The organism is Kribbella sp. ALI-6-A, assembly GCF_001984195.1.
GTDB lineage: Bacteria > Actinomycetota > Actinomycetes > Propionibacteriales > Kribbellaceae > Kribbella.
Window position 1 is genome coordinate 199,805 of sequence record NZ_MTQN01000004.1, and the last position, 7,286, is coordinate 207,090.

Genomic DNA, 7,286 nt, shown 5'->3' on the forward strand with positions numbered 1-7,286 from the left:
TGTGTATCAGACGCTCGGGAGGCGAGTACGCGCGGCGTGTCCGGGCCGATGATGCGGGTTCGGTCGGGCGTCCGAGCACCAGCGCGTGCCCGCTGCCCTGCAGCGACCAGTCCACCCGCCAGACCGAGGCGTACGCCGTGGCCCGGCCGTCGTCGTACAGCGTGACGCAGGGGTCGCGCCCGTGAGTCACAGGGTCATTCGTCTACCTGACCAGTTTCCAGCAGGGGATCCGGGGCTGCGAGCCGGATGCGACGGGCGGTGGGGATGGCCAGTGCCAGCAGGACGGCGACGGCGGAGAAGGCGGACAGGAGGATGAAGGTGTCGGTGAAGCCGGCTTCGGCTGGGAGGCCGGAGGGCTGGAGGTGGCCGGTGATGATTGAGCTGGCGACCGCCGTGCCGATCGAGCCGCCGATGGTGCGGATGTTGGTGTTCATGCCGGTGGCGGCGCCGGTTTGTTCGCGGGGGACGTTCTGGACGATGAGGCTTGTCATGGACGCGTAGGCCAGGCCGAGGCCGAGGCCGAAGATCGCTGTGGCGAGGCCGACCTGCCAGGGAGCGTTGTGGAATTCGGCGAAGAGCAGCGACGCGACGAGGCTGAGGAACGACCCCCAGATGACCTGCGCCTTGACGCTGAATCGCGGCGCGATCGGGCCGCTCAGCGAGCCGGCGACGGCCATCGTGACCAGCATCGGGACCATCAGCAGACCCGCCTGCGTCACGCTGAACCCGAACCCGAAGCCGGCGACGGTGGGGATCTGCATGAACTGCGGGACGAACGCATAGACCGCGAACATCGCGGCACCGAAGAGCAGGGCGACCAGGTTCGTGGTCCAGACCGCAGGGATGCGCATCATGCGCATGTCGATCAGCGGGTTGCGCGACCGGAGCTCGACGGTCATCCAGGCAGCCATCAGTACGACGGCCGCGGCGAACAGGGCGATCGTCGGGACCGAAGCCCATCCCCAGGAGCGTCCCATGCTCAGCGGCAGCAGCAACGCGATCAGCCAGCCGGACAGCAGCGCGGCGGCCAGCCAGTCGATCCGGCCCGGGACGCGGTTGGGCGACACAGGAACGTAGCGGCGGACGATCACGGCGGCGATCGTCACGATGATCAGCGGGATCCAGAACAGCCAGCGCCAGCCCAGCGCGTCGACGATCGGGCCGGCCAGCACGATCCCGAGCCCGCCGCTGGCGGCGATGACGGCCGAGACGATGCCGACGACGGACGGCACCCGCTCGGTGGGGAACTCGTCGCGGATGATGCCGAACGAGAGTGGGAACACCGCGCCGCCGAGCCCCTGCAGGACCCGAGCGGCGATCAGTACGCCGATGTTCGGCGCGAGGGCGGCAAGCAGGCAACCGGCGGCGAGTGCGACCAGGCTGATCAGCAGGGTGCGTTCCTTGCCGACCATGTCGCCGATCCTGCCGAGTAGCGGGGTCGCGACCGAGCCCGAGAGCAGCAGGGCGGTGAAGACCCAGGTGACCGTGCTCGGGATGGTGTGCAGATCACGCTGCATGACGGGCAGCGCCGGGGTGACCAGCGACTGCAGCATCGAGAATGCGGCCACGCCGGTCGCCAGCACCGCCAGCGTCAGCCGTGGGGATGTCGTCTTCCCCTGTCCGCTGCGCTGACAGGCCATGCGTCCGCCCGGCCGTTCGACAAACTCGTGCTCCACTACCGCTCCTTCACCGATCTAGTTGCACTGCGGTCCATGTGACGGCCCGCGATGATCACCGCAAGCAAGCTGGGGTGATCGTTGACTACGTCGTGAGTTGGCAATGCGTACGCGGTCCGGCCACGTGACTTTGCAGGTGGTTGCGTCAGTGGCCGGTGCTCAGCTGTTCCCGTGGCGACGTCTGTGGTGCCGCGATTGATTGCTTTCCGAGCGTCGAGCTGCTTGAGCTGCACACACTGCTTAGGTCAGGCGAGCTAGGGGTTCGATGAGCTCTCGTTCCTCGTAAGCCAGGTGTGACAGCAACGCGTCACTGAGGACGTCAAGGGCGGCTCGTACTTGTTCTAGTCCATCCGGCTCGCTGACTAAGGCGACGAGGGCGCGGTCGAGTTCTTCGAGCAAATCGTGAACGACTAGGTGCTCTTCCTTGAGGCGGTCGATCACTGGGCGAAGCCGGGGATCGCCTCGCTCAAGGTCAGGGAACATTGAGGCGTCTTCGATGGTGTGGTGCATCGTCAGAACGCGGCAGTAGCTCTCGCAGTAGGTGCCAAGCGTCCAGTTGTTCTGGCGCATCGTCATGGCGTTGATCTGCGAACGGGCCTGGCTCGGACCGAGCTTGCCCTGGGCGATCTGGTTGACCAGCGCCTGCAGTTCGGTGAGCTCATTGCGGAGATCGTTGTGCATGTCGATGAGGTGCTGTCCGGTCGCGTTCTCTTTTGGGGTGTAACTGCGGGCCGGATCGCGCACGGGCCCACTGGGGCGGGTGGACTCGTCCCAGACTCTTCGGTTGCTGACGCGTTGCCCGTCATCCGGTGTCGGCACCGGGAGGAATCTGCCCGGTCGGGAGGACGGGGCGGCCTTGTCTGCAGAGGAATGAGTAACCGATGCTCGAGCGCCTCCGCCGGTCGGCGGCGGCGCCTTGCGCTCCTCTTCCACGATCTCGCGGACGGCGGGCACGACCTCGCGGGCGAAGCGGGTGAGGAATTCTGGGTCGTCGCCGGCAGCGATGAAAGCGCTCATCCCGTGGTTGATCGCCAGTTCGGCAATCTGCTGGGCCCACACGGTTGGTGGTCCAGCTAGAAATCCGCTGCCATCGCTCGAGAATCTTCCGACCAGGTTGTACATCCGGCGGATGTCGGACGGCTTACGCCCGGCGTCCACTGCGGCCTCATCGATCAACTCGTTGGACTCGCGCAGTTGCGCCGGGACGACGATCGGACTGCTGGGCAGCCAGCCGTCGGCCAGCCGCCCGGTCAGCCGTAGCATCCTTGGCTTGATGGCACCGATGACGATGCTGATGTCGTGGGCAGGCGCCGGACCAGGGTGTGTCCCGTGGACGCGGTAATGTCGCCCGTCCACCCGAACCGCGTCGAGGTTCGGGTTCCACATCCCGCGCATGATCCGGATCGCCTCGTCGAGCGCCTCGACTGCCTCACCTGGAGTGCGACGCGGGCCGCCCATCGCGGCGATGGCATCCCAGAATCCGCCGCCAGCGCCCAGACCCAACTCGACTCGTCCATTGGTCAGCAGATCGAGAGATGCCGCGCTCTTGGCCAGTACCGCGGGCGACCGCAGCGGCAGATTGACGACGTTGGGCATGACCCGCAGCCGAGTGGTCTGCGCTGCGACGACGGACAGCAGCGTCCAGGCGTCGAGAAAGCCTGCCTGGTATGGATGATCCTGAACCGTGAACAGGTCGAGGTCCAGTTGCTCGGTCAACTGGGCGAGCTCCAACACTGTTCGTGGTTGGGCTGCAGTCGGGCTGACGAAGCTACCGAAACTCAACTCATGCCCGTAGTCGCTCACGGCTGGACCGCCTGAGTGCCGAAGAGGACGCCGCGAATCGATCCGCCAAGATGCTCGGCGAACTGGTCCGCGGTCATCTCCGCGAGTAGCCCCGCTCGGACGACATAGCGGCTGAAGGTCACCCCGATCAGTAGTGAGGCCAGGAAGGGCAGTTGGTTGTGAATGGCGTCGCCGCCGCTGACGCTGCGGTAGATCTCCAGGCTCTTGTCCTGCATGGCCAGATAGATCTGGGTCGCGGCGCAGTCGTCGGTCGCGGCGCTACGGAGTAGAGCCAGATAGGGATCGTTGCCGGCCAGTGTTTCCATCCGGCCGACGTAGGCAGCGGCGATTCGTTCTGGCAACATGCATGGCTCGCCCGGAGCAACTTCGGCGACGTCCCATGGACCCGGCACCGCCATCCGGAACAGCTGCTCCTTGCTGCCGAAGTGGCGTAGGACCGAGCTGTGGGCAACGCCGGCGCGCTCGGCGATCTCGCGCACCGTGGCGTATTCGAAGCCCCGCTCGGCGAACGTCCGGAGGGCTGCATCGAGGATTGCCTCCCGATGGAGCTGAGGGTTGCGGACGCGTTTGCATGGCGTCGCCTGCGGTGCGGTCATGAATCGAGACTAGCCCCTCGCATCGCTAATGACCAGCTGGACATTAGTATGCTCGACCGCGTACGCTCTTTAATGACCAACCGGTCATTAGCAGTCTTGAGGCTCACGAAGGACCGAGGGCGCCACGCAGATCTCAGCCTTTCCGCGACGGCTCACCGGCCGTCTGGCGCGTGCCGGCTCGCATCCTTTCCGTGCCGCCCGGGCGCTCGAGGTGACCCGAACAGTCGCGGCACAGGAGGGGTTGCCGCCTCAACGGAACGCCCACAACCCACCGACCGCAGTCGCGGTTGGAACTCAATGAAGGAGAACCACAATGGCTCGTCAGCATGTGTCCGGAGAAGACAGCGCGATCGTGCTGGTTGATCACGCTGTCGGCTTTGCCAACCTCTATCGTTCGCACACCGTGGGCGAGAACATCAACAACGTCGTGGCCCTGGCCGAGCTCGCTAAGGTCTACAGCGTACCGCTCGTGGTTACCAACGGTCCCGATGAGGCGCCTACCGGTCCTCTCTACCCGGCGCTGCAGCAGGCGCTCGGCGACACCAAGACTGTCGTGCGGTCCGGGGCGTTCGATTGCTTCGACGAGCCGCAGTTCGCCGCGGCAGTCGAGGCCACCGGTCGGCGGCGACTCGTCATGGCCGGCCTGATGACCGAGGGTTGCCTGCTACAGACTGCCCTCACCGCCGTCAGCCTTGGTTATGAGGTCTTCGCTGTCCTCGACGCCTCGGCGGGCGAGACGCCGGAGACTCACCAGCTCGCTATCCAGCGGATGATCCAAGCGGGCGTCATCCCGACCACATGGCTCAGCATCGCTTCTGAGTATCAGCGGACCTGGGCCAACGAGGCGACAGCGGCCAGCTTCGGGAAGCTGATCTTCGATCACGTGGGCCCGTTCGCCGCGCAGGGTGCGCTGACTGCCAACGTCCAGAAGCACGCAGCACAGCCCAGCTCGTAAGTACTTGACGTGAGGCCATCCGTTGCCGGTGGTCTCACGTCGCCCCATCATTCCCTGTTTTCACTGACGAAGTGGCCAGCGATGGCCCACGCCAGCCAGCTCGCACTATGCGATGGGTTCTCGGACGGCCGAGAGCTCCGACACCGAAAGAAGATGCCATGACCCAGATCGTCGCTCAGCGGCTGCTGGCCGATGACGCCACCGTAGGTCGGTGGCTGCTGGACAGTAGGGCCACGACCGTGAGCCTGACTCAAAAGACCATGTGGGGGATGGTCACAGTGGAGTGCGCCTTCACCCAGGCCAGCGGTGAAGGCCGGATCGATCCGGGCGGTGTAGTGACCGGCACGCTGAAGATCGCGGCTGCGTCGATCGACAGCAAGCACAAGAAGCGTGACCAGCACCTGCGTTCGGCGGATTTTTTCGATGTGAAGCAGTTTCCCGACATCATCGTCGAAGTTGATTCGGCCGCGGCCGTCGGTTCCAGCCTCCAATTGCAGGCCCACATCACCGTGAAGGGCGTGCGCAAGCCCGTGGAACTGGTTGCGACGGTCATCGAGTCGCGGGTCGACGCGATCGTCGTGGAGGTCGAGGCGACGATCGACCGGCGCCGCTTCAGGATGTCCTGGAACCGGATGGGGATGATCAAGGGGCTGGCGACGATCTCGACACGGGCCACTTTCCGTCGCGCCAACTAACAGTGATGTGCGTGCCGCTCTACCCCTACCTTTGAAGGAACGGCGATGACGCCATCACACGAGACACACCGAACTCGAGTGTCCTGTCGTCAATATTCATGGAGACCCACGCCGCGGCAGTAAGCGACAGAGTTGGGCCGCTCCACCAGATGTCCCAGCAGGGTACTGCCATCTGCTGGTGTGGCACCCAGCTTCGGGACAGTGTTGCGCTAGGCATCGAAGGTAGCAAGCGCTTACGGCAGGGCGGCCTGACCGGAGAGCTCGTTGATCAGGCCGCAGTCCAACCCGATCGATGCCGAAGCAGCGCCCGTACCGCGCTGAGCACACCCACCGGAACGCCGAAAACTGCACGCGATGTAGAGGCGCTACGCAGCTGCGAGTGGTCGGTCCGCCGTCACGGACACCTCAGCGAGGAGACCACCGACCTCGAGCCGTCAGCACCCCGCTGGTAGGAGCTCAGCCCTGGACCTTCTCGAACTCACCGGCGCCGGTCCGATGTCGCCGGGCAACTGCACCAGACCCAAATTGCAACTACCGCCCAAATCGGACCTCCATCGGAGGATCCCGTCACTGGCTCGGGCGAAGCCATTCAACAAGGAGAACATCATGACCAAGATCGGCATCATCATCGGCAGCACCCGGCCCGGCCGCAACGGCGAAGCGGTCGCGAAATGGGTCTACGAACAGGCCTCGCTGCGCAGCGACGCCAACTTCGAACTCGTCGACCTGCTTGACTTCAACCTCCCGCACCTCGACGAGATCATGCCGCCGTCCTTCGGCCAGTACGCCAACGAACACACCAAGAGGTGGGCGGCGAAGATCGCTGAGTTCGACGGATTCGTGTTCGTAACGCCGGAATACAACCACTCGACCTCGGGCTCGCTGAAGAACGCGATCGATTACCTCTACGGGGAGTGGAACAACAAGGCCGCGGCCATCGTGTCCTACGGTTCGCTCGGAGGCACCCGTGCGGCCGAGCACCTGCGGCTCATCCTGGGTGAACTCCAGATCGCTGACGTCCGCAATCAGGTCGCGTTCAGCCTCATGACGGACTTCGAGAACTTTTCGGTTTTCAAGCCCAGCGACGGACACCTGTCCGCCCTCCAGACGACCCTTGACCAGTTGGTGGCCTGGAGCAACGCGCTGGCTCCGCTTCGCACCACCTAGGCCGTCAGCCCCTTCGGCAAGAGCAAGAGCAAGGTCGCTGGAGGCCGGCGACAGCAACGATCGGTCTCGGTCGGCGCGTGCCGACCGAGACCGATCCTTCATGAGGGGCGGAGTGAAACGCGTAGCATGGCAAGCCGACGCGCTGGGCTATTCGAGGACCCGGTTCGCCGGTCATTCCGGTCGCCGGCAGCCGCGTAAGTACGGCGCGCAGCCGTGGACCAGGATGCGTTGACGGTCCACCTGACCGGGGGCCCAATCCTGCAGGAGGTTGACGGCGAGTTCCTGTCGCCGCGGATCGCCGCTGCGGTGGCTGCGGTCCGCGAGGCTAGCGGGCGCAGTAAGCTGGGCGGCTAGCTCGGCTTCTTCGTCGTTCGTTTACGGGCCCTCGGGGCTG

The 7,286-nt window shown here is 65.2% G+C and carries 6 protein-coding genes; 3 read left to right on the plus strand and 3 right to left on the minus strand.

All coding sequences use genetic code 11. The features are described 5' to 3' along the window. Window positions 1–194 precede the first annotated feature (194 nt). The 3 genes from BWI15_RS01360 to BWI15_RS01370 form a co-directional block, all read right to left on the minus strand. Entirely contained in the window at window positions 195–1,676 is a 1,482-nt protein-coding gene (locus BWI15_RS01360) for an MFS transporter (protein WP_202817540.1), read from the minus strand. 240 nt (window positions 1,677–1,916) lie between these two features. Further along, window positions 1,917–3,479 (minus strand): LLM class flavin-dependent oxidoreductase, encoded by a 1,563-nt coding sequence (locus BWI15_RS01365; protein WP_077012394.1) that lies wholly within the window; start codon window positions 3,477–3,479, stop codon window positions 1,917–1,919. Next, window positions 3,476–4,075 carry a TetR/AcrR family transcriptional regulator gene (locus BWI15_RS01370; protein ID WP_077012395.1) on the minus strand — a complete coding sequence of 200 codons (600 nt, stop codon included), beginning with the start codon at window positions 4,073–4,075 and terminating at the stop codon, window positions 3,476–3,478. The genes BWI15_RS01365 and BWI15_RS01370 overlap by 4 nt, the downstream gene beginning before the upstream one ends. Before the next feature lie 313 nt (window positions 4,076–4,388). Between BWI15_RS01370 and BWI15_RS01375 the strand changes: the two genes are divergently transcribed. From BWI15_RS01375 to BWI15_RS01385, 3 genes are all read left to right on the plus strand, one after another. After that, a complete protein-coding gene (locus BWI15_RS01375; protein ID WP_077012396.1) occupies window positions 4,389–5,030 on the plus strand; it encodes an isochorismatase family protein in 642 nt (213 codons plus the stop codon). A 158-nt stretch (window positions 5,031–5,188) separates the two neighbouring features. After that, window positions 5,189–5,725 (plus strand): YceI family protein, encoded by a 537-nt coding sequence (locus tag BWI15_RS01380; RefSeq protein WP_077012397.1) that lies wholly within the window; start codon window positions 5,189–5,191, stop codon window positions 5,723–5,725. 606 nt (window positions 5,726–6,331) lie between these two features. Then, a complete protein-coding gene (locus BWI15_RS01385) occupies window positions 6,332–6,892 on the plus strand; it encodes an NADPH-dependent FMN reductase (protein WP_077012398.1) in 561 nt (186 codons plus the stop codon). Window positions 6,893–7,286: the final 394 nt, after the last annotated feature.